The following is a 19,051-nucleotide window of genomic DNA, read 5'->3' on the forward strand; positions in this document are numbered from 1 at the left end:
CCCGTGACCGACCGCGCCAGCGAGAACGAGCAGATCATGGAGCGAAACGCCCTGGTCGAGCGTCCAAGTGGTATAATTTGATTGCACCGTGCGCATCCTGCATCACGCCAGTAAAGGAGCGCACATTGACATCTGGATAGACTGCAAACGCAGTCCGTCCTTTCCGTGTCCTAAGCGGACGCGGCGACCTATCGTTATGGCCGCCGCGGAAGCGGAGGCCGGGAAGGAGCGGAAAATGACCGCACAATGCAGACTCGATTCGAGCCAGAAGCCCGACACGCTCTACCGCGTCGACGGCGATATGGCGAAAGTCATCTCTCAAGGCGAGGTCGTGGAAGAGTTCAGCTCATCAGGCTGCATATACAACGACCTCGGCACATGCCAAGGGTGCCCCGAGTGCAAACTCGACCCTAGCAGCTTTGCATATCTTCTTTGCTAAGCCCCGATACGAAGCCGCAAGGCACTTCCAGACCCGGGAAGTCAAACCAGGGGAGCTATCAAGGCTCCTCTGGTCGATGCGACCCGGGGAGCCTTTTCTATTTGCATTCAAAACCATCTAGGAAAGGAAACGGAAATGAGCGGGACTATCAGCGTCTGCATCGGCAACTATGGCTATTACAACGAAGGCGAGCTCCACGACGCATGGATCGAGCTTCCCAAGGAGCCGGCCGAGATCAAGGCCTTCCTCGAGGAGCACCGCCTCTACGACGAGCTGCACGAGGAGATATACATCTCCGACTACGACGGCACCCCGTTCGGGTGCACGGCGGCGTTCGTCGAGTGGACGTCCCTCGACGAGCTCAACCTGCTGGCAAGCCAGATGGAGTACATGAGCGCAGACGACGAGGAGAAGGTCGAGGCGTGGTGCGACCACGTCGACGACCCCTCCACGATCCTCGAGCTTATGAACATCATCGAACAGGTCGACGACCTGCCGATCTACGGCTACGACTTCGACTTCGCATGGCAGAAGGACCGGTGGGGGCAGCTCTGGGTGGACCGCCAAAGCCCCGAGGAGAACCTCGGATGGCAGTTCCTCCAGTACAACGACGAGCTGTCGCGCGCCCTCGACAACGACGGCGACGCCATGAGCGCCTTCGACGTCGAACGCTACGGCAAGATGATCGAGAGCAGAGGCCTCACGGCGTGCCAACGGTCCTACATCGACCACAACGTCGACGGTCCGGACTGCAGCTGGTACGACCTCGATGACTTCGAGAGCAAGTACGGCTGGGGCTACGGCTGGGGCGGAGCCGACGACGAGGACGATCAAGCGGCCTAGCAGGCCCACTTCCTGACCCGGGAAGCAAAACCAGGGGAGCTAACCAAGGCTCCTCTGGTCGATGCGACCCGGGGAGCCTTTTCTATTTGCATTCAAAACCATCTAGGAAAGGAAACAGGAAATGACGACGGACGAGCGTTGCAAAGACATGAAGTTCGACCCGGCACAGGTAGTTGCGCGATACCTCGAGACCAAAGGCTATGACATCCTGGAACGCGGCTGGAGCTGCCCCCGAGGCGGGGCCGACATCATCGCAAGGGACGGTGGGGACATCGTCTTCGCGGTGGCGACCGAAAGCACCGACAATGCCCTCTGGGACCGCGCCTTAGCACGGCTGAACAAGGCCGCGGAGCGCTACGAGGTCCCCGAGGGGCTTTCCCCGAGGTTCGACATCGTGTGGGTCAAGTTCAACCAGGCCTTCGGCAACGAGGTAAGGTTGATTCACTACAGGGGCGTATCTCAGGAGTAGGCCCATCTGCGGGCGTCGGCTTGACACTCGCCTTCCTAACCCGGGAAGCAAAACCAGGGGAGCTAATCAAGGCTCCTCTGGTCGATGCGACCCGGGGAGCCTTTTCTATTTGCAAAACATCTAGGAAAGGATACGGAAGATGGAAGGGAAGATCCCCTATACCGACGACTGGAGGGTCCCCGGAAGGCGCCTCGTGCGCACCTGGGGCGAGCCCAACGCCAAAGGAGAGACGATCGTCGCAGCGTTCACGCTGTGCACCGGCGGCTTCGAGAAAAGGTCGATGCAGCGCCGTTGGAAGAAGGCCGGCTACATCGACGAGATCTTGGACAGCTGGTGGGCGGTCGAGGTCCAGGCCACCGACCCGGACGGCGCCTGCTGGGGCCGCTACAACCCCACGGAGAAGCCCGGCGGCGCCGGCCGCGTCATCGACTTCGCCTGGATGCTCGAGGGCATTCCCGAGAGCATCGAGGCCCTGTCAGACGAGATCGTCCGCCGCGCTTTCGCGGAGGTGGTCTGAGATGGCGGCCGTGTACCGGCTCGAGGCCGAGGAGCCCTACGGCACCAACGCCGACAGCTGGGCCGACCTAACCCAGGCCCTCGCCGAATGGGTCGAGACCCCCATGGGACTCGACGAGGCCGAGGAGCGGACCCGCGCGTTCGCCGCTCGGGCCGTGCTGCTGGCAGGCGGCGAGGCGACCAAGCTGCATGAGGCCTAACCGACCCACTTCCTGACCCGGGAAGCGAAACCAGGGGAGCTATCTAAGGCTCCTCTGGTCGATGCGACCCGGGGAGCCTTTTCCATTTGTAAAACATCTAGGAAAGGAAACAGGAAATGAGACGAGGAGAAGCATTGAGCCTGGCCGAGGCCATCGGGTCCTACTGGGCGCTCGTAAACGATGGCATCCGCACGTTCGCAGACGCCGACGGCGTCATCGACGATCTGGCGGACGCCATCGGCCGAGAGGCCGAGGAGGGCGGCTGGTATTCCGAATGGGACGAGGCGCTCTCCCGCGCAAGGCCGTCGAGGCCCGACGGGGTGACTTTCGGCGAGGAGATGCACGCGCTGGCCAACCCCCAGTGCAAGGTCAACACCATCGCCGAGGCGCTCCCCTTCTACATGGAGGTCATCGAGCACCACGCCAAGAAAGGATGGGACAGCGTGTCGTTCGCGACGTGGGTCGATTCCAAGGACGGCGCGCGGGCCGAGGAGATGCCCAAGCTCAAACTCACTCACGCCGAGGAGCTGGCGAGGCTGCTGGGAGACCAGGGGCTTGCCGTAGGCGTAAGACCGGGAGATCTAACCGGCACCTACGTCGTCACCGTCAACTGGTAGGAGGGATCGACATGGGGTTCTACGTATCTCATTCCGATTTGCTCCTGCTGATCGACAAGGGAAGCTTGGCAGAGAAGAAGCAGGCCATCAGGGAAGTCGTGGGCGACGATGCCGACGGCTTCGACGAGACCGAGCTGCCAGACGATCTGACGGCCCTGGCCCCGATTCCGGAGAATCGCTGGGACGAGTTCTGGCCCGAAGGCCGGCGGCAATGGGGCTTCGCCGACGAAGCGAAGGCGGTGCTCGAGCTGTGCGAGGACGGCAGCTTCGTCGAATGGTTCAACTGCGACGAGTTCTGCTTCGAGCGCCTCGACAGGGAAGGCGGGGAGATCGCGTACAGGAGCTCCGAGCCCTACCCTAGCTGGCGCATTTAAGGGTTGACGGATCAACAGGTCCTGACAAGCATTGCTTGCATCGCGCCTTGCTGCGCGAAACCCTTTTTACCGCGAGCGATCGCGGCGACTGAGACAGGTCGCCGCGAGGCGACCGGAAAGGAAACGGCATGTCCGAAATGAACGACTACATCAAGGCAGAGGCCGACGAGGTAGCCGCCCAGCTGATCGAGAAGGTCTCGCTGGCGGCCTACGAGATGAGGCCGACGTACTGGACGTTCCGGGTGACCGAGGTCGACGGGCGCAAGCCTGCCCACCTCGTGCTCGTGAGCTACTACGACGACCAGGCATACCTGCCGGCTCACCTGAGGAAAGAGGGCGACAAGCTCAACGTCTTCGACATGGGGCCGGTCGAAAAGCCGTCTCGTTACGCCGTCGCAAGCTGGTCCGTGAGGATCGGGCCGGTTGACGGCCCTTTCTCCCTGGTGGAGATGCTCCGAAAGGCGCACGAGAGGGCATGGCGCGGGCCGCTGTTCAAGCAGCTCGATTCCGCCACGGTGCGAAAAGAGGCCATGGACTCGGCCCGCGAGGCTCTCGGCCTTTAGGCCAGGGCATCTCGCCTTCCCGACCCGGGAAGCAAAACCAGGGGAGCTAACCAAGGCTCCTCTGGTCGATGCGACCCGGGGAGCCTTTTCTATTTGCAAAAACACATCTAGGAAAGGAAACAGGAAATGAAAGCAGCGCTCATCAGCTACGACGACGTCAGGGAAGTCGACTTGAAGACCAATTCGGCAGGCTCTGCCTACGCCGCCATCAGGTCGGCCGTCGAAGGAGGGTTCGTGGAGCCTTTCAACGCCCTGTACGGCGCCAGCATCACGCTCTACGTCAACGACAACGGCATAGCCGAGGGCCAGCACCCCAACAGAGCCGTCTACGCCAACGAACGCATGCAGGAGATGCGCTATCTGTCCATGATGGCGCCCACCTCTTGCAGAGCCGTCCGCGAGGGCGACCTGTACACGGTGCTGTTCGGTCCGATCGTGGCCGTCGGCTACGACCCGGACACCGGAGCAGACAGGGATCTCGAGCCCGAAGAGCTCGAGGCCGTCATGCGCGACTTCGGAGACGGCGCCCCGATGGGCCCGGGATCGGGCCTGGAGGCGCTCCTCCTGAGAAGGCTGGCGGAGAGCCTGGCCTCGATGTAGACAGCCTTCCTGACCCGGGAAGCGAAACCAGGGGAGCTAATCAAGGCTCCCTTGGTCGATGCGACCCGGGGAGCCTTTTCTATTTGCAAACCATCTAGGAAAGGAAGCGCTATGACGCAGACGGCGAAGCTGATCGGCGCTCTCTTGTCGGGCAGACGCCTGACGCACAGGGAAGCGAGACAGCTTCTCGAGGCACTGGGCTATACATGCAGGCAAGGAAGGGGCTCCGGCATCAAATTTGTAAAACCAGGAAAGCCTCCCATTGCCTATCATGTGCCGCACAACGGTTCGAAGTCGTTGAAGCCATATGTGCTGGATGCGATAATCGAAGCCGTAAGAAAGGAGCTTTAGATGTTCGAAAAGCTGGTCTACAAAGGCTTCTCCTCGACGCCGAAATACGACATCGAAGACAAGCTGATCTACGGAACCGTCGACGGCGTCGAAGGGCTGGCGGAGTACGAATCCGACACGCTCGAAGGCGTCGAGCAAGCGTTTCGCGACGCAGTCGACGATTACATCGAGGGCTGCGACGAGGCCGGCGTGCCGGCCAACCCGAGAATCCTCGTCTTGGCTTAAATAAGCTCTTCCCTACCCCGGGAAGCGAAACCAGGGGAGTCCACAAGGCTCCCCTGGTCGATGCGACCCGGGGAGCCTTTTCTATTTGCAAAAACACATCTAGGAAAGGAACGAAGATGGCAGACGACCTGAAGACCGGGGACCGGATGGCCAGGGCGGCCATGACGACCGAGCCGATGGTGAAGGAGATCGCGGAGAGGTACCTTGCCTCGCGGGGCTATGAGATCCTCGCGAGGGACTGGCGCTGCGGAGGCGAGAGGGTCGACATCGTCGCGAAGGACGGCGACGTCGCGGTGCTCGTGGACGTGGCCGCAGGAGGCGGCGAGTTTGCGGAGGTTGAGGCCGCCGCGGACCGCCTGGTCCGGGCGGCGAAGCTTTTCTGCGAGCGCTTCGACGTCGAGAGGAGCGCATGCAGGATCGATTGCCTGCGCTTCAGGATCCTCGACCGCGACCACGCCACGATCAGGCACTACATCGGCGCCGGCGGCGTCGAACCCGCCTGTTAGGCGCACACCCTCGAGACCCGGCGGGCAATACCGGGGAGCCGGCGAAAGGCTCCCCGGGCGCAAAGCCTGGGCGGGCCTTTCGCCGAACGACACTCAAACGCACCATGGCGAAAGGAAGCAGAACATGAAGCACACGTTGCTCGAGCACGACGAGCGGACCGGATGGGCGCTCGTCTACACCTGCCCCGAGGCGGTCCAGCGCTACTGCGTATGCTACCGCTACGACAAGCAGGCCGGCGACTGGGCGCAGGGCCACTACACCGACGACCTCCTGGATGCCGTCGAGATGTACCGGGCCGAGACCGGCCGGCCGATCGGCGCGACGGCGATCAGGTCGATCCTGGCCGACGCCGAGCGCGCCCTCCGCCCGCTCGTCAGAAGGGCCTTCGAGCCCAACGAGGGCGTCTACCGCCTCGACGACATGGGCAGCTACGTCTCCGAGGCCGACTTCGAGTCCTACTGGGACGGGAAGCCCGAATGGCGCAGGAAGGCGTGGATGCTCGCCGACAACGGGACGTTCACGGAGGCCGACGTCGCGGAGATGTCCGTCGGACAGATCGAGGAGGCGTACGACGACCCGTCGATCGAGCCGGAGTACGCGTTCTACACCGTAGCCGACGAGGACGGCTTCTGCTGATGCGGCGCAGCTGCGGTTAACAGTCTATCCCAGATCGAAAAGGCGCAGAGCCCGACCTCCATCAAGAGGCCGGGCTCTATTTTCGTATCTACCCATCTTATGCAAGGCGTGTCAGCGCTAGGCCATATGCCGCGGCGATGCCAGGTGTTTACCCGCCGGCTGCCGGCAACCCCGAAAAAGGCCGCCGCTTTACCGGGAGGCATGTAGCGCTCCTCTCTATCGATCCTCAAATATCAGCGCTTTCTCTTCAGAGGAAAGCCGCCGTTGAGCATTCGCGATCCATTTCGTGAAATGCTCCATCCGCCTTTCTCTAACCCTTTTGGCCTCCCCGTATCCCAAAATACCCGTGACCATGTTCAGCCTGCCTATCCGCGATTCGACCATGATGTTATCCGCGGACAGGTCAAGCTCAAGCCTGGCGAGAAGGGCGGCTTCAAACCCCGGCAGCCTTTCGCGCATCCGGATAAGCGCATGCAGATCGGGTTCGGGGTAGGGGCAGATGCGAAGCCCTTCACGGCCGATCGCGCCTGTCGCGAAATCGGCGAACTCCTCAGCCCTGCGCTCAGCGATATCGAGCGAGGCGTCCAAACCCTCGGCAAACCACTCCGCGAACCCCCACGGCAACATTGCCGGATCGTGTGGAAGCAGGTCGTCGAAGGCCCATTCGTCCTCGTCCCCGGCCGCCTCGAGCCACGCCCTGAGCGTCTGGTAGCTGACCTTCGTCCGCCTGCCGATTCGGATTCCCGGGGAGCCGAAGTCGAGCCCGAACAGCCCACTCATGGTCTGCGCGGCGTCGTACATCGTTCTGCGCCTCTTCCCGGCGAAATGAGCGTAAAAGTCTTCGACGAACACGTACGGGTCTTCCCATTTGCCAGGCATCTGCATCCGGCATCCTCTCTTTCCGCGACTTCCCGTCGCCGCGGTCTTTCATAGATGTTTTCGTTAGATTCCAACCATCGGTTCAACAAAACCCCTGTATGTAACATGGCTTGCGATTCAGAAAACCTTCAACCCTTTACCCTGCATGCCCTTTTCTCTTCGAGACCGCCAGCTTCTTCTTGTCGCCGCCGGGGTGCACGACCGCACCGTTGCCCAGCATCCCCTCCAGGACCGCCTTGGCCTGCTGCCTCGAGCACCTCGCCGCTCCGAACCCCGAGGCGCGGTAAAGCCCTCTCTGGGCGAGGTAGGGGGACTTCCTGCCGAGCGCCATGGCGAGCACCAGCGGAGCGCGGGCATCGTTTCCGAGGGCCTCGATGCACGACTTCAGCGCCTTCTCCACCTGCTCTCGGCGCGCAGGGGTAAGCTGCGCCGCCGGCTTTCCGGCGGCGTCGGCGCGGTCGGGGCGGCGGGGCGGCGTATGGGCGGCCGCCTCTTTTCGGGCAAGCCCCGCGCAAAAGTCGCAATGGCCGCACGGCCCAGCGCCCTGCACGCTCTCGCCGAAGTACCTCAGGATGTAGTCGCGGCGGCAGCCCTGGAGCCTGCAGTACTCCCTCATCTTCCTGACAAGGCGCTTCTTCTCCTTTGCGGCCTCCTCGGCCTGCTCAGGCGGGATACCGGGGACGTCGGCCGTCCTGCTCGCAAGGAACATCGCCAGGTCCACGTCGTCCTTGTTCCAAAGCAGGACCGACTCGGACGGCAGCCCGTCGCGGCCGGCGCGCCCGGCCTGCTGGTAGTAGTCCTCGACCGACATCGGCATGTTGTAGTTGACGACGTAGCGCACGTCGCGCTTGTTCACCCCCATGCCGAAGGCCGTGGTCGCCACCATCACCCGGGCCTCGCCTTTTGCGAAGGCGTCCTGGTTGGCGGCCTTCTCCCGCTCGTCGAGCCCGGCGTGGTAGCGCACCGCGGAAACGCCCGCGCGCCTAAGCTCGGCGCACAGCGACTCCACTCCCTTCCTGGACATGGCATAGAAGATCCCGCACTGCTCTTCGCGGGCCTTCGCATAGGAGACCGCCCAGGCAGGCTTCCCATCGTCGCCGATCTTGGTTACGGACAGCGATATGTTGGGGCGGTCGAACCCGGAGACGACCTTCGCCGGGTCGCGGAGGCCGAGCATGGAGACGACGTCTTGTTGGACGGCCCTGGTGGCGGTGGCCGTCAGGGCGACGACCGCGGGGCGGTTCGGCAGGTGGTCGAGGAACGCGCCGATCCTCGTGTAGTCGGGGCGGAAGTCTCGGCCCCACGACGACACGCAGTGCGCCTCGTCGACCGCCACGAGCGGCACGTGCACGCTGCCCAGCATCCTGAGGAAGGCCGGGTTGTCGAGCCTCTCGGGTGCGACGTACATTATCTGGTAGGCACCGGCCGCCGCCCTCTCGAGCACGATCTGCTGCTGGCGCGGGTTGAGCGAGCTGTTGAGGTAGGCCGGCCGCAGGCCGAGGGCCTTTAGCTGGTCGACCTGGTCTTTCATGAGCGAAATCAAAGGGCTCACGCAGATGGACATCCCGCCCATGGCGATGGCCGGCACCTGGTAGACGACCGACTTGCCGCCGCCGGTGGGCATGATGGCGAGCACGTCGCGGCCGTCCATGATTTCGCGCACGGCGTCGCGCTGACCGGGGCGGAAGTCCTCGAGCCCGAAGGGGCCGCGAAGAACGGCCAGGGCGTCCTCGTAGGACGCCAGGTCGGCGCCTGCGTCGGCGATGGCCTGTTCGCTTGCGCCGATCCGCGCCGAAAGCGCCTTGTGCTCATTCGCGGCTTGGGACACCGGCATCCTCTTGCCCATGACAAAGCCTTCCTGATCGTCTGGCAGCCGGTAATCGGCCGTTACCCAGCAAGGGTAGATGCTCGCGGCCTTCCATGGCCGCGTTTGCCGCGCGTCTCCTTCGGCGGCCCGATTCGACCGGGATCAACGCCGGCCGCGGGTCCTGCCGTCGAAAAGCGCCTTCGCCGCAAAACCCGCGCCGACGGCCGCCGCTCCTACCGCGATGGCGGCGAGCGCCTGGTAGCGGACGCCGCAGGACGCCATCCCCGCGCCGAACGCGAGCAGCCCGAAGCCCTCGAGCGTCAAGACGTTCGCGAAGGCCTTCCGGGGTTCGCCGAACAGGCTTCCCCCGGCTTTTGCGCCTTGCCGCCGGGCGACGGCGGTCGCGAGCCCTGCCGCCGCGAGCGCGGATGAGACCGTCACGGCCGCCGCGATCGCCGCGAACGCAATCGTTATGCGGACCATAGCCGCCGACTCCTTTCCTCAGAATCCCTTTAGGCGCATCCCAAGGCCGCCTTCAGCTCCGCCACCTTCGCCGCCAGCGACTCCGGGTCGTCCTCCGGCAGCGCCGCCACGGCTCGCTCGACCCACTCCAGCCGCGCCGCGGCCGCATCGGACTCGGCGGCGCACGCCAGGGCGGCGGCCAGGCGAGCCTCCCTTCCGCGGCCGGCCAGGCGGGCGCGGGCCTCGGTCTTCCTAACGAGGGCGTCGAGCTCGGGATCGCCCTCCGGGGGCTGCGGGAGCGAGGCCGGGCGGCTCGGCCTGTACAGCCTGTCGACCAGCCGCTTCCCCGAAGCCGGCTTGAACCTCGCGTCGAGCGTCGGGTCGGACAGCAAGTCCACGGCCGCCTCTGCCGGCAGCCAGCATCCTTGCATGATGCGGCCGCAGCAGGGGCAGGTCTCGTCCTCCACCGCCTTCCCCGTGGAGAAGATGAGCTTGCGCGCGGTGTTCCTCGTGCAGCCGATGTCTTCCTCGAGCGCCATGGGCCCGATGAAACCCAGCCCGTTCTCGTACGGCGTGTGTGCCATGTCCGGCCTCCTAGTGACCTGTTTTATCGAAGCGTTGTCCGCATCGGCGGGAAGCGGGCGCCGGGCCGGCATAAGCCCACTAGGGGATGCGCCGGCCCGATAGGCTCCCGCGGCCCGCTCCGCGGCGGATCCCTCTGCGAAGCGGTATCTCCAACCGCTTATTCTACATGCCCGATATTGTACATGCCTTGTCCATCTCGCCCCTCGCCCGCCTTCTCGGCGAGCTGCTCGAGGGCGAGGTCGCGGCGCATGTCGAGCGTGACCTGGTGCGGGAGCACCCCCAGCAGCACGAGCCCCAATCCAAAGGTACCCGCCAGGAACGTCGCCGCCGAGACGGGCGCCCTGATGGCCTCTTCCATGGAAGCCGAGGCCAGCAGCGCCGCGAACTCGACCACGATCGCCGCGAACGCGAGCACCATGCCGACTACGGGGGCCGCCCGGCGAAACTTTTCGCCCTCCACGAGCCTCGACTCCCTGCGCGCTATCTCTTGCTCCAGTTCCGTCGTCGAAATCATCGATCATCCTTCCTATTCGCGTCCTCCTCGCCCTCTTGATCGAGCTCGTCTAGCAGCCCGTCGAGAAACGCGTCCACCTCTTCGCACGCGTAGCCGTCGAAGCCGCGGGCGCGGCGGGACGAGAAGGAGACGCCGCGGGCCTTCTGGGCGAACGGGGTCCAAAGCCTCGACAGAGCCTCGAGGGCCACGTCGACCTCGTCCACGTCGTATGCCACTCCCCGCCGCAGCCTGCGGGTCGTGAAGGTCGACTCGGCGAGCAGGCGGCGCGCGGCCCGCCTATCGTCGCGGAACGAGGCGGCGGGCGCGCTGGAGGCTCGCTCGGGACGATACGTCCGCGGGTCCTTCCCCGTTCTCATGGCTTTCCTCCTCTCTCCGCCGCCCACGACGGCCTCGACGCGTCGGGAACGCGCCGCCCGCACCGGCCGATGGCCATCAGATGCGCTCCCGGCCGCATCGACCGGCGCGCGAGGGCGGGTCCCGCAAAGCGTCCGAGGCCGTCGTCGCGCCTCAAGTCCCTCCTCGGCGAGCTTTGCTCCGCACGGGCGGCAGCGCGCGTCATCTTCCCTGACGGCGCTGCCGCGCGACCGCCCCGCGCTGCGCGTCGGGGCTGTGCCGGCCGGTCACGAAGGGCTCTTCTCGAGCGCCCGCAGCACGTTGCTGGCGGCCCTTCCGATAGCCTCGGCGTCGGCTCTGTCGAGGCTGCCCGCCGCAGCAGGCCCCTCGAGCTCTTTCAACGCCCTGATCGCCCGGCGCGCGATCCTCGCGGCCTCCTTGGCGCGCACGGCCGGATCCGCTTGCGCAAGGGCGCGGCGCATGGACTCGGCGCCTCCCTCGGCATAGGCGTCGGCCGCCGCGCGCTGCGCCGCTGCGGGCAGCTTCGACGCCGCTATCACGTCGGCCGGCCTGGCCGCCCCGCGATGCGCCAGCTCGGCCATCTTCGGGTCGAGGCCGCCCTGCGCCTCGAGCGCCTCCTTTCGGGCCCTCGCGGCGGCCAGGTCGCGGTACACGGTGCGCTCGGAGACCTTGCCGCCGGACTCGGACACCTTGTCCGCGATGATCTTCGCGGACCGCACCCCGCGGTAGCGGGCCGGGTCGTCGGCGCGCATCTTGTCGACCGCCCGGCCGAGGCGCTCGAGCGATCTCTGGCGCTCCTCGCCGGAGATCGCGTTGACGTACACGTTCGTCGCGAGGAGCATGGCCTCGGCGTCCGCATCCCCCATCTCCCGCACCACGGCCTCTATGACCTTGTGCCGCGGGTCGTCCGGGTGCCTGGCCGCCAGCAGCCGCTTCGCCTCGACGCGGTGGTGGCCGCTGACCACCTGGTAGCCTCCTTCGGGCAGCGGGCGGACGCAGATCGGGTTGCCGAGGCCGTCGGACTCGATGCTGGCGGCGAGCTCCTCTACGAAGGCGCGGTCGATCGGGCGGTTGTCGGGATGAGGGCTCAGGTCGGCCAGCCGCAGCATCCGGAACGCGACGTCGCTTTGGGCCGCAGTGGCGAGCGCGTCCGTGTCGGTGCCCGCCTTGAAGGACGCGAGCAGGTCTTTTTTGCTGCGGGCCATCACGCCGCCCCCGTCCCGGCGCACCACGCCTCGACCTCGTCGGCCAATGCCGCCAGATCGCGGGACGCCCTGTTGCGCTTGTCGTATCCCACGACCGTCATCCCGTCGTAGGTGGCCTCTCCCACTTTGCACGAGTCGTGCACGCAGGACTCGAACACGGGAACGGTCGGCACGTCGCGCTTGACCGATTCCCGGCAAAGCCAGTCGCGCACGCTGTTCGCCCGGATGCGGTTGAAAACGAGCTTGAAGTCGCATTTCCCGTCGAGGTCGTCCACGACCTTCTTCACGCCGGTGAGGGTCTCGGCGTCGGCGAGCATCGGCACGATGGCCTTGGCCTCGAGCCCCTCGACGCTCTCGAGCGACTCCTCGACGTCGCGGCGCAAATCCAGCATCACGTAGTCGAAGCTCCCCTCGAGCTCGCTCACGAGGGCGCGGAGCTCTTCCCCGCCTGCGCGCGACAGCTTCCGGTCGGCCGGAAGGACGAAGAACCCTTCCTTGGTGGGCAGGACGTAGCCGAGGGCCGACGCCGGGTCGGAAAGTGCCGCCGACACCGTCGCCCCGCTCTTGCGGGCCTCCACCGAGAGGCGGACGCCGTCAGGGCCCGAGAGCCAGCCGCTGATCGACCCCTGCCTGTCCAGCTCGACCACGCACACGCCCTTGCCGCGCGCGGCGAAGACCGCGGCGAGGCCCATCAGCACGCTCGACTTCCCGACGCCGCCTTTCTCGTTGCTTGCCATGATGACCGCCATCCCGGCCTCCTTCCCGGCCCTTCTCCGCAGGGCCGCCGATTCCTTGCCCCGACTATACCACGAATTTGCGCACTGCGTGTGCCTGGGCGCACGCAGTGCAATGTCTTTACATCTTCTCCACGCTTTCGTCGATGGGGCTCATCACCCACGTCTCGCCGTCCATCGTCAGCGCGTAGGGGCCTCCCTCCGGGAGGGTGTCTGTCGCGCTTTCCTTCGCGGCCTTGAACCAAAGGGACCATCCGTGGACGCTGTAGGACGCCAGGGCGCCGTTGCGCTGCGCCCACTCGAGCATCCGGCCTCTTCGCTGCTCGAGCCTCTCGGCTATGCGGCGCTCCTCCACGGCCACGTCGGTGACGGTGCGCACCTTCGCCTTGGCGCAGGCCCGCCCCTTGATGTCCCTGGCCGTCAGGCCGCTTGAGCCGCGCCCGACGTCGAGCGCGAGCGTCCACCCTCCGGTCATGACCTTCTCGTAGCGCCCCTTGCGGCCCGGCACCGGGTGGTAGCGCATGTCCATAAGCCTCTGCGCCGCGCCGAGCGCGCCCGACCGCTCTCGCACCACCCTGGTGACGGAGCGGTCGGACTCGATCACCTCCGACGAGTCGGCCACGACGGCCTCCCCGCCCGGGCCCATGCCGACGAGGCCTCCGCCGCATCTCGGGCACGTCCCGGCCCATCCCAGCGGCAGCAGGTAGCGCCTTTCGCAGAGCTCGCACTCGACGTAGCTTCCGCGAGAGCCGCCCGTGAGGTCCCTCAGCACCTGCATGGCGCGCCCCCCTTCCCCTCCTGCTCGATCTCAGCCAGAAGCGCCTCTCGCTGGGCTGCCGCCCTGTCCGCCGCCTCCTCGTCTCCCGCCAGGCGGGCCCTCAGCTCGCAGGCCGACAGCTCCGCCAGCTTCACGGACCTTGCGCGGTTGCGATCGGCCCCGCCGCCAGACGGCGCGGGCTTGCAAGGGCGCCCGCGCTTCGCCTTCGGGCGCCTCGCGTAGAAGCCGAGCCCGTCTTGGGCCAGAAGCCATGGGCCTAGCTGCTTGACGTATCGGATCTCCCCCTCGGGATGCTCGGCTCGATAGGCCTTGAAGTAGCGCTCCGCGGCCCGCTTTATGCCGGCCGGGTCGAGCCCGGAGGCCAGCGCGGCGGCGTAGGCCTCCGCGGCGCCTTCCCGGTCTCGCACCGGCTTGGGCCATGACGCGGCGAGCTCGTCGAAGCCCTCGGGCTCGTGACGGTCCTTCTCTCGGCGTTCCGCCTGCCCGCCGGCCTTCGACGGCGCGCGGCGGCTCTCGGCTGCGGGCTTGCCCGCGCCGGGGGGCGCGGGAAAAACAGGCCGGCAGGCTTGTTTTTCCCCAATAATTACACTGTTAATAATAGTGGTCGGATTTTCCGTAGTCGGAAATTCCGACTGCGGGGCTGACCTGGGGTTTTGTTGTTTGTCCAGGTCAGCCCCGTGGTCTGGTTTTCCGACTGCGGGCGCTGACCTGGGGTTTTGCGAAAAGTCGTTTTCGCCGCCAACCCGGGCAGGATCGGCCTCCCGAGGAACCTCGCACGCGCCTAAAGACTCGAGCAGCGCAGGCGATATGTACTTGTTCAGCTTCGGCCCCCACTCCTCTTTGAGCTTAGCGAGCTCGGCAGGGTCGGGCTTCGGCGCGAACGATAGCGCGTAGCGGTTGTTCGACAACTTCCCCCCGTCTTTGCCTTGGCTGACTGTGAGGTAGCCCAAGGCCGTGAGGAAGCGCCTGTGCTTGTAGTAGCGCTCGCGACAGATATGGAGCACGCGGCATTGGAAATCGATCGAGGGGAAGGCGGTGGTGCCGCCGCCGGAGAACGAGGCGAGAAGCGCGTAGATGCACTTGGCTTCGCAGGTCATCCGCTCGTCGACGGTGACCATCTTGGCGATCTGGCCGTATCCCTGCGACAGCAGGGTCGGCATCACGAGGGTGTCGCTCATCGCACGCCCCCTTCTTTGTGGGCAGGCTGTGGCGAGAGCTTCTGAAACCCCGTTTCGGGGTGGAAAAAGAGCGCGCTTCGCGATAGAATGCACATTAGCGTACATCCTTTCTTTGTGGTGGATATTTCGTTGTACGCTCCGACCGCGAGGCATTCCCCGCGGAACCCCGCGGCGTCGGTAAGCCGCGAAGCATCTGAGAGCCGGGCGTCCTTGGTAAACGCCCGGCTCTCACTCTTTCATTTCCCCGTTTTTTGGCAAATCATCGAAATCGACCTGCCCTGCATCAAAATGTTGCATATCGAACCATCGTCAGCTATGATAGGTTGTTTTGCCTCTCGAGAGCTTTGCTCTCAAAACCCATGGCCTTCCCGCCGCATGCCCTATCTTGTCGACCAGGGGCGCCGAGCGCCTCCCGGCAAAACCGATCACGAAAGGCAGGCGGTGGATATGGCTCAGGGCTATGTGACCCGAAGAGGGAAGATGTGGTACGCGATTTGGGTGGATTCCGAAGGGAAAACCAGGTCAAAGAGCGTTTCCACGCAGGAAAGCGAGGCGAGGATCTTCCTCGAGAGGCGGAAGATGGAGGTGGAGCTGGCTCGCAAGCACGACTGCGAGGCGGTTCTTTTCGAGCAAGCCGCGGAAGAGTACATAGCGCGCGTGCTGCCCACCGCCTACAAGCCGTCGACCGTGGTCAACATGACAAGCGACTTGAGGGCTCACCTCGTGCCGTTTTTCAAGGACGCCTACGTCTGCGAGATCTCGGCTCGCGACCTCGACTCCTTCATCGCCGAGAGGATCATCGACAACGGGGCGTCTTCGGGCAAGACGCTTAGGGAGATCAACACGTTTCGGCAGTTCATGAACACGGCGATCACCTGGAGATACGCCTCCTACAACCCAGGCTACCTCGTCAAGATCAAGGCCAGGAACGTGAACAGCATCTCGTTTCTAAGGCCGGTGGAGCTCAAGTCACTCTTCGAGCACGCCAACCCCGCATGGCGTCCGTACCTGATGACCGCGGGGCTCACCGGCATGAGGTGCGGAGAGCTCGCGGGGCTGTTCGAGAGAGACGTTGACTTCACGGAGCACAAGATACGCGTCAGGAGGTCTGTCTACGCCGGGAAGTACGACACGCCGAAGACGGCTTCCGCTATCAGGGACATCGACATGCCCCCCTCTTTGGAGCGCGAGCTGCGCGCATGGGTCGACTCCCCGCTTCGCCTGAAAACGCAAACCGGGATCTTGTTCCCGTCCCGGTACGGCAACCCCCCGACCTCCTTCGTCGGGAACAAAATCACACTTCAACCGGCATTAGAAGCGGCAGGACTCCCGAAAATCAGGCTGCACGACCTGCGGCACACCTATGCGAGCATACTCATTGCAAACAGAGAGTCCTTAAAGTATATTCAGCGGATGCTGGGCCATAGGTCCGTCAAGACCACCGTCGACACCTACGGCCATCTTATCGACGAGTCGAACATGCCCGCAGCACGCAGGCTCGATGAAGCGGTCTTTCTCGGCAAGAAGCCTGCGGAACAAGACGGGCGAGCTGCTTAAATCGTTCGGCCATCGAGACGGAATGCTGGGCATGTACAGCATTCCGTCTCGAAAGAACAATGCCTGAACAGGGGATTTGCAATCCTCTATAGATAATTTTTAACTATGCGGCAAAAGCCCCTGTTGAGAGGCTACGTACGCTTTTAAATGGGCTTTTTGCTCGTTTCAAGGGGCGTAAAGCGGTTTTCGCCGTTTTGTGGGCTTCGACCACATATGACACCCGGAAAGCGCCCCTCGCAAGTTTCTGATGATGCCCCTGTTTCTTGCTATTAGCGCTTTACCGAAGTTGTGGCGATGTTTCCGCCTACCCCGGCTCCTAGCATGCGAAATCGAGCCGAGCGTGCATCTCGCGAAACGTCCGAATCAAAATCAAAGGAACGACACGAGGCGCACAGCATTCGTCGAAACGGCTCAAGGCAATCCATATAAAAGGAGGAGCAATGGCAGATTTCCACGGAACCCAAGAGGTCGTCACCGACCTTCGCGAGGACGGCGTGCTCATCATGCGCATCAACCGCCCCGAGAAGCGCAACGCTATCAATGCAGTGACCTCTGCCGCCATGGAAGACATCATGAACAAGGCGGAGAAGGATAAGCGCGTCCGCGTCATCGTGGTCACCGGCACCGGCGAGAAGGCCTTCTGCGCCGGCGAGGACCTCTCCGAGCTGTCCAGCGGCGGCGAGTGCATGACCGTCACCGACCATGGCTTCGGCGGCATCACCGATCGTCTGTGCCCGAAGCCGACGATCTGCGCCGTCAACGGCGTTGCTGCCGGCGGCGGCATGGAGATCGCCGTCTCCTGCGACATCGTCGTGGCTGCCGAGCATGCCCGCTTCGGCCTGACCGAGCCCAAGGTCGGCCTGATCGCCTCCACCGGCGGCCTGGTCCGCATGGCCCGCGACGTTCCGCGCAAGGCCGCCATGGACATGCTGCTGACCGCTCGCCTGGTGCACGCCGACGAGGCCAAGGAGATCGGCTTTGTCAACTACGTCGTGCCGGCCGAGGAGCTCATGGACAAGGCTCTGGAGATCGCTTCCACGATCGCCAAGAACGCTCCGCTGTCCCTGAAGTTCACGAAGCAGATCGTGCATGCCGCTTCCCAGATGTCCGAAGAGGACGCAATGCGCTACTGCGACGCCGCCTATCGCTTCATCGAGAAGACCGAGGACGGCATCGAGGGCCCCGCAGCCTTCGTCGAGAAGCGCACGCCGAACTGGCAGGGCAAGTAACTCCCGCTTCTTTTCTCCTTGCGAAGGGGAAGGCTTCCCGAACAGCTTCCTTCCCCTTCGCGTTCACCGGCGTCAAGCCGCACCGACCGCCCGGTAACGGACCGGGCGAACCTGCACGAAGAAAGGATCCCACAATGTCTCTGCTCGCAAAGAGCAAGGGCGAAGTCACTTACAAGGACCTGAGCGGTTTCCACAAGTGGTTCCTCATCGTCCTCGTTTCCATGGGCTCGTCCATCATCTACACGCCCGTTTACCTGAAGAACGTCTTCTACGAGCCCCTGATGCAGGGCCTCGGTTGCACCAATGCCGACCTGGGCGCGCTGCTGTCCTGCTACGCCATCGTGGCGGTCATCGCGTACCTGCCTTCCGGCATCATCGCGGACAAGGTGCGCATGCGCACGCTGTCCTGGGTCGGTTTCGGCGCCACCGCGGTTCTGACCTTCATCTACGCCATGCTGCCGTCCATCCAGATGCTCTACGTGGTGTTCGTCGGCTACGGCATCACCTCCATCCTGATCTGGTGGGGCACGCGCTTCAAGATCGTCCGCCTGTGCTGCTCTGAGTCCGACTACGCCTCCAAGATCGGCGTGAGCTACTCCATCTACGGCGCTGCGGGCCTGATCGTCGGCCTGATCAACACGGCCATCATCTCCGCCATCGCCGATGCCTCCCAGGGCATCCAGATCCTGCTGGTCTTCCTGGGCGTCGTCATCGCCGTGCTCGGTGTGCTGTCCTTCATCTTCATCCCCGACTTCAAGGGCGAGATCGACAAGAACACCAAGCTGTTCAGCCTGAGCGAGGTCGTCACGGCCATCAAGCACCCCGGCGTTATCTGGGCCTGCCTGGCTTACTTCTTCGTGTACCTGGTGTACATGGGCGTCACCTACACCACGCCGTTCATGACCACCTGCTTCGCCGCTCCGGTGGCCATCGTCTCCGTCGTCGGCCTCATCCGTACCTATGGTATCGGTCTCATCGCCGGCCCGGCTGCAGGCATCTTCGCTGACAAGCTGAAGAGCCCCTCGAAGTCGATCCTGATCTTCTTCGCCGCAAGCGTCATCGTGCTGGCAGCCTTCATGATCATGCCTCGCGAGGCGAGCATGGTCATCCCGATCGCCGTGCTGGTCGTCCTGCTCGGCTTCGTGACCTACGGCGCCTTCTCCATCGGCTCCTCGCCCCTTACCGAGGCAAAGGTCCCGATGAGCATCTTCGGCACCGCTTCGGGCCTGCTGTCCGTCATCGGCTTTTTGCCTGACACCTTCGTCCACACCTGGTTCGGCGGCCTGATCGACGCCCAGGGCGCGGACGCCTTCAACACCATCTTCGTCGCGCTGGTCGTCTTCGCCGTGCTGGGCTGCATCTGCCTGGTCATGACGCGCCGCGCCATGAAGAAGAACGCCGCCGCCGAGGCGGAGTCCGCCAACTAGCG

Annotated in this window: 26 protein-coding genes; 16 read left to right on the forward strand and 10 right to left on the reverse strand. The window is 64.4% G+C overall.

Going from position 1 to position 19,051, the window contains the following annotated elements; all coding sequences use genetic code 11:
* Window positions 1–235: 235 nt before the first annotated feature.
* From SFHG_RS08640 to SFHG_RS11150, 13 genes are all read left to right on the forward strand, one after another.
* Window positions 236–439 (forward strand): hypothetical protein, encoded by a 204-nt coding sequence (locus SFHG_RS08640; RefSeq protein WP_042436404.1) that lies wholly within the window; start codon window positions 236–238, stop codon window positions 437–439.
* 135 nt (window positions 440–574) lie between these two features.
* The gene (locus tag SFHG_RS08645; RefSeq protein WP_052297899.1) at window positions 575–1,282 is read left to right on the forward strand and encodes an antirestriction protein ArdA; all 708 of its coding nucleotides are present in this window, start codon (window positions 575–577) and stop codon (window positions 1,280–1,282) included.
* Window positions 1,283–1,403: 121 nt separating this feature from the next.
* Window positions 1,404–1,751: a YraN family protein gene (locus SFHG_RS08650; RefSeq protein ID WP_042436406.1), complete on the forward strand. Its 348-nt coding sequence runs from the start codon at window positions 1,404–1,406 to the stop codon at window positions 1,749–1,751.
* Between the two features lie 139 nt (window positions 1,752–1,890).
* The gene (locus SFHG_RS10220) at window positions 1,891–2,268 is read left to right on the forward strand and encodes a hypothetical protein (RefSeq protein WP_052297900.1); all 378 of its coding nucleotides are present in this window, start codon (window positions 1,891–1,893) and stop codon (window positions 2,266–2,268) included.
* Between the two features lies 1 nt (window position 2,269).
* Complete coding sequence (locus SFHG_RS08655) at window positions 2,270–2,467, forward strand: hypothetical protein (protein ID WP_042436408.1); 198 nt, start codon at window positions 2,270–2,272, stop codon at window positions 2,465–2,467.
* 116 nt (window positions 2,468–2,583) lie between these two features.
* Window positions 2,584–3,084: a hypothetical protein gene (locus tag SFHG_RS08660; protein ID WP_148514834.1), complete on the forward strand. Its 501-nt coding sequence runs from the start codon at window positions 2,584–2,586 to the stop codon at window positions 3,082–3,084.
* An 11-nt stretch (window positions 3,085–3,095) separates the two neighbouring features.
* On the forward strand, window positions 3,096–3,458 hold the full coding sequence (locus SFHG_RS08665) for a hypothetical protein (RefSeq protein ID WP_042436411.1): 363 nt from the start codon (window positions 3,096–3,098) through the stop codon (window positions 3,456–3,458).
* Window positions 3,459–3,586: 128 nt separating this feature from the next.
* Entirely contained in the window at window positions 3,587–4,021 is a 435-nt protein-coding gene (locus tag SFHG_RS10225; RefSeq protein ID WP_052297901.1) for a hypothetical protein, read from the forward strand.
* A 126-nt stretch (window positions 4,022–4,147) separates the two neighbouring features.
* Complete coding sequence (locus SFHG_RS08675; protein WP_042436415.1) at window positions 4,148–4,621, forward strand: DUF3846 domain-containing protein; 474 nt, start codon at window positions 4,148–4,150, stop codon at window positions 4,619–4,621.
* A 111-nt stretch (window positions 4,622–4,732) separates the two neighbouring features.
* Window positions 4,733–4,972 (forward strand): type II toxin-antitoxin system HicA family toxin, encoded by a 240-nt coding sequence (locus tag SFHG_RS08680; RefSeq protein WP_042436417.1) that lies wholly within the window; start codon window positions 4,733–4,735, stop codon window positions 4,970–4,972.
* Window positions 4,973–5,197: a hypothetical protein gene (locus SFHG_RS08685; RefSeq protein WP_052297902.1), complete on the forward strand. Its 225-nt coding sequence runs from the start codon at window positions 4,973–4,975 to the stop codon at window positions 5,195–5,197. It abuts the gene before it with no gap.
* A gap of 116 nt (window positions 5,198–5,313) precedes the next feature.
* Window positions 5,314–5,703, forward strand: coding sequence for a YraN family protein (locus tag SFHG_RS08690; protein WP_042436419.1), 390 nt, complete (start codon window positions 5,314–5,316; stop codon window positions 5,701–5,703).
* A 124-nt stretch (window positions 5,704–5,827) separates the two neighbouring features.
* Window positions 5,828–6,340, forward strand: coding sequence for a hypothetical protein (locus SFHG_RS11150; RefSeq protein WP_238318319.1), 513 nt, complete (start codon window positions 5,828–5,830; stop codon window positions 6,338–6,340).
* A 216-nt stretch (window positions 6,341–6,556) separates the two neighbouring features.
* Here the strand turns inward: SFHG_RS11150 and SFHG_RS10230 are convergent, their stop codons facing one another.
* The 10 genes from SFHG_RS10230 to SFHG_RS10680 form a co-directional block, all read right to left on the reverse strand.
* Complete coding sequence (locus tag SFHG_RS10230) at window positions 6,557–7,225, reverse strand: hypothetical protein (RefSeq protein ID WP_052297903.1); 669 nt, start codon at window positions 7,223–7,225, stop codon at window positions 6,557–6,559.
* A 130-nt stretch (window positions 7,226–7,355) separates the two neighbouring features.
* Window positions 7,356–9,065: a RecQ family ATP-dependent DNA helicase gene (locus SFHG_RS08710; protein WP_052297904.1), complete on the reverse strand. Its 1,710-nt coding sequence runs from the start codon at window positions 9,063–9,065 to the stop codon at window positions 7,356–7,358.
* A 123-nt stretch (window positions 9,066–9,188) separates the two neighbouring features.
* Window positions 9,189–9,509 carry a hypothetical protein gene (locus SFHG_RS10235; protein WP_052297905.1) on the reverse strand — a complete coding sequence of 107 codons (321 nt, stop codon included), beginning with the start codon at window positions 9,507–9,509 and terminating at the stop codon, window positions 9,189–9,191.
* A 29-nt stretch (window positions 9,510–9,538) separates the two neighbouring features.
* A complete protein-coding gene (locus SFHG_RS08720) occupies window positions 9,539–10,072 on the reverse strand; it encodes a hypothetical protein (RefSeq protein WP_042436425.1) in 534 nt (177 codons plus the stop codon).
* A gap of 158 nt (window positions 10,073–10,230) precedes the next feature.
* Window positions 10,231–10,587 carry a hypothetical protein gene (locus SFHG_RS08725; protein ID WP_042436427.1) on the reverse strand — a complete coding sequence of 119 codons (357 nt, stop codon included), beginning with the start codon at window positions 10,585–10,587 and terminating at the stop codon, window positions 10,231–10,233.
* On the reverse strand, window positions 10,584–10,943 hold the full coding sequence (locus SFHG_RS08730) for a hypothetical protein (RefSeq protein WP_042436428.1): 360 nt from the start codon (window positions 10,941–10,943) through the stop codon (window positions 10,584–10,586). Before SFHG_RS08730 ends, SFHG_RS08725 begins: the two co-directional genes overlap by 4 nt.
* Window positions 10,944–11,207: 264 nt before the next feature.
* Window positions 11,208–12,146 carry a ParB N-terminal domain-containing protein gene (locus SFHG_RS10240; RefSeq protein ID WP_162096587.1) on the reverse strand — a complete coding sequence of 313 codons (939 nt, stop codon included), beginning with the start codon at window positions 12,144–12,146 and terminating at the stop codon, window positions 11,208–11,210.
* Window positions 12,146–12,895: a ParA family protein gene (locus SFHG_RS08740; protein ID WP_042436430.1), complete on the reverse strand. Its 750-nt coding sequence runs from the start codon at window positions 12,893–12,895 to the stop codon at window positions 12,146–12,148. The genes SFHG_RS10240 and SFHG_RS08740 overlap by 1 nt, the downstream gene beginning before the upstream one ends.
* Before the next feature lie 106 nt (window positions 12,896–13,001).
* Window positions 13,002–13,658: a hypothetical protein gene (locus tag SFHG_RS08745; RefSeq protein ID WP_042436433.1), complete on the reverse strand. Its 657-nt coding sequence runs from the start codon at window positions 13,656–13,658 to the stop codon at window positions 13,002–13,004.
* Entirely contained in the window at window positions 13,646–14,836 is a 1,191-nt protein-coding gene (locus tag SFHG_RS10680; protein WP_042436435.1) for a helix-turn-helix domain-containing protein, read from the reverse strand. The genes SFHG_RS08745 and SFHG_RS10680 overlap by 13 nt, the downstream gene beginning before the upstream one ends.
* A 447-nt stretch (window positions 14,837–15,283) precedes the next feature.
* Between SFHG_RS10680 and SFHG_RS08755 the strand changes: the two genes are divergently transcribed.
* The 3 genes from SFHG_RS08755 to SFHG_RS08765 all read left to right on the forward strand — a co-directional run bounded on the left by SFHG_RS08755 (window position 15,284) and on the right by SFHG_RS08765 (window position 19,049).
* Complete coding sequence (locus SFHG_RS08755; protein ID WP_042436438.1) at window positions 15,284–16,393, forward strand: tyrosine-type recombinase/integrase; 1,110 nt, start codon at window positions 15,284–15,286, stop codon at window positions 16,391–16,393.
* A gap of 440 nt (window positions 16,394–16,833) precedes the next feature.
* Complete coding sequence (locus tag SFHG_RS08760) at window positions 16,834–17,622, forward strand: enoyl-CoA hydratase-related protein (RefSeq protein WP_042436441.1); 789 nt, start codon at window positions 16,834–16,836, stop codon at window positions 17,620–17,622.
* A gap of 134 nt (window positions 17,623–17,756) precedes the next feature.
* A complete protein-coding gene (locus tag SFHG_RS08765; protein ID WP_042436444.1) occupies window positions 17,757–19,049 on the forward strand; it encodes an MFS transporter in 1,293 nt (430 codons plus the stop codon).
* Window positions 19,050–19,051: the final 2 nt, after the last annotated feature.

Origin of the sequence: Senegalimassilia anaerobia JC110 (assembly GCF_000236865.1) — a bacterium.
GTDB lineage: Bacteria > Actinomycetota > Coriobacteriia > Coriobacteriales > Eggerthellaceae > Senegalimassilia > Senegalimassilia anaerobia.